Origin of the sequence: Kitasatospora sp. NPDC059747, from assembly GCF_042732955.1 — a bacterium.
GTDB lineage: Bacteria > Actinomycetota > Actinomycetes > Streptomycetales > Streptomycetaceae > Kitasatospora.
The window spans coordinates 156,392-158,984 of sequence record NZ_JBHWGV010000005.1; the positions used below are offsets into that span (position 1 = coordinate 156,392).

General features: G+C 72.3%; 2 protein-coding genes. Both read right to left on the minus strand.

The features are described 5' to 3' along the window. Positions 1 to 384: 384 nt before the first annotated feature. Positions 385 to 1,170, minus strand: a complete 786-nt coding sequence (locus ACFV4G_RS04125; protein WP_329930762.1) for an enoyl-CoA hydratase — start codon at positions 1,168 to 1,170, stop codon at positions 385 to 387. Positions 1,171 to 1,324: 154 nt separating this feature from the next. Beyond that, entirely contained in the window at positions 1,325 to 2,371 is a 1,047-nt protein-coding gene (locus tag ACFV4G_RS04130) for an enoyl-CoA hydratase/isomerase family protein (protein WP_380436225.1), read from the minus strand. Positions 2,372 to 2,593: the final 222 nt, after the last annotated feature.

Sequence of the window (2,593 nt, forward strand, 5' to 3'; positions counted from 1 at the left end):
GGGGTGTCCTGTCTTGGGTGTGCTGTCGCTGTGTGGGGTCGGGTCGTCCGCGGTGCTTTCCCCCCCCCCCCGCGCCCCCCGCCCCGGGGGCGCGGGGGGGGGGGCGGGGGCCGCCCCGCCCGGCTCGCCCGCAGTCCGCACCTGCAGTGGAACTACGCCGACCGCACCCGCCGCCTCGGCCCGGGCGACCAGATCGTCGTCGCCGCGACCCGCAGCGGGTTCGCCCGGCTCAACACGGTGCTGGCGGAGGAGGGCTGACGGGAGTCGGCGAACAGATAACAGATGACAGATTTCATCATCTGTTATCTGTTCGCCGTCATCTGTCACTCGTCATCTGTCACCCGTCAGGCGTTTGTCGTCCTACCCCGGGTGCGCGGTCCGTGCTCAGCGGTTGATGAACGCGGCCGGCCGCTTCTCGGCGAAGGCGTTCATGCCCTCCTTCTGGTCCGCGGTCGCGAACGCGGCGTGGAACAGGCGCCGCTCGAAACGGACGCCCTCCGCCAGCGTGGTCTCGAAGGCGCGGTTGACGCTCTCCTTCATCATGATCGCGGCCGGGGCGGACATCGCCGCGACGGTCTCGGCCGTGGCCAGCGCCTCGGCCAGCAGCTGGTCGGCCGGGACGATCCGGGAGACCAGGCCGGCGCGCTCGGCCTCCTCGGCGCCCATCATCCGGCCGGTCAGGCACAGCTCCATCGCCTTCGCCTTGCCGACCGCCCGGGTCAGCCGCTGCGAGCCGCCGATGCCGGGGATGACGCCGAGCTTGATCTCCGGCTGCCCGAACTTCGCGGTGTCGGCGGCCAGCAGGATGTCGCACAGCATGGCCAGCTCGCAGCCGCCGCCGAGCGCGAAGCCCGCCACCGCCGCGACGACCGGCTTGCGCAGCTGGCCGAGCCGGTCCCACGGGCCCAGCCAGTCGTCCAGGTAGACGTCCGGGAACTGGTTGCCCTGCATCTCCTTGATGTCGGCGCCCGCCGCGAAGGCCTTCTCCGACCCGGTGATCACCAGACAGCCGATCTCCGGGTCCCGGTCGAACCGCGTCGCGGCCTCGACGACCTCGTTCATCAGCTGCGTGTTCAGCGCGTTGAGCGCCTTCGGACGGTTGAGCGTGATCAGCCCCACCCGGCCCTTGCGCTCGACCAGGATCGTCTCGTAGGTCTCGGTCTCGGTCATCGCCGTCGACTCCCATTCCGCTGCTCGGCGCCGCACGGGCGCGCCCTGACCACCCAACGATCTACGAAGCGCCCCGCCTCGCGCCAGTCTTGGCATGCGAGACAGTCGTCACGGGTCCGGCCCGCGGCCGAGCGGTGCGCGGAGGGCGCGCGGGTCAGGCCAGGCCGAGCTCGTCGCCCTCGCGCGGGGCGAAGTGGCGGGCCACGTCGGCCTCCGTCACCTCGGCGAGCGTGGCGGGGGACCAGCGCGGGTTGCGGTCCTTGTCGATCACCTGGGCGCGGATGCCCTCGACCAGGTCGTGACTGTCCAGCGCCGCACAGGAGATGCGGTACTCCTGGTCGAGCACTGCCTCCAGCGACGGCAGCGGCCGGGCCCGGCGCAGTGCGGCGAGGGTGGTCTTGACGGCGGTCGGCGAGTTGGCGAGGACCAGTTCGGCGGCCTCCTTCGCCTCGGGCACCCCGGAGTCGAGGAGGCGTTCGACGATCTCCTCGGCCGTGTCGGCGGCGTAGCAGGTGTCGATCCACTCGCGCTGGGCCGCGAGGCCGGCGAGCGGCGCCGCTTCGGCGGCGGCGACGACCACGGCGGTCACGGCGTCCGCGTCCGGGGCCGCCGCGAGGGCGGAGAGCAGGGCCGGGATCTTCGCGGACGGGACGAAGTGGTCCGCGAAGCCGCACAGGAGGGCATCCCCGGGGCCCATCGACGCGGAGGTGAGGCCGAGATGGGTGCCCAACTCGCCCGGGGCGTGGGCCAACAGGCGACTTCCGCCGACGTCCGGCACGAGGCCGATCCGGGTCTCGGGCATGGCGATGACGGAGCGCTCGGTGACGATGCGGACCGAGCCGTGGGCGGAGAGGCCGACGCCGCCGCCCATCGTGATGCCGTCCATGACCGCGACGTACGGCTTGGGGCAGCGGGCGATGAGGGCGTTGAGCCGGTACTCGTCGCGGAAGAACGCCCGGGCGCCGGCGCCGCCCGCCTTGGCGTCGTCGTGCATGGCCCGGATGTCGGCGCCGGCGCAGAGGCCGCGTTCGCCGGCTCCGGTCAGGACGATGGTGCGCACGGTGTCGTCCGCGGTCCAGGCGTCCACCGCCTCCCGGACGGCGGTGATCATGCCGTGGGTGAGGGAGTTGAGCGCCCTCGGCCGGTTCAGCACGATCCGCCCGGCCCAGCCGTCCTGGAAGTCCTGCACCTCGCCGCTCATCGGGCCCGCTCCCGTTCGTCGGTGTCGAAGATCCCCGTCCCTGTCGCCCACCGTACTAGGTTCTGTACGGCGGATCTTGTGACCGTCGCATGATCGGCTCGTTGTACTGGTCATGGGGCGGGGAGAGCTGAGCAAGGACGAGTGGGACCGGCTGAAGCCGCACCTGCCGGCGAACGGGCGGCAGGGCGGCCGGTGGGCCAGTCATCGACGGGTGATCAACGG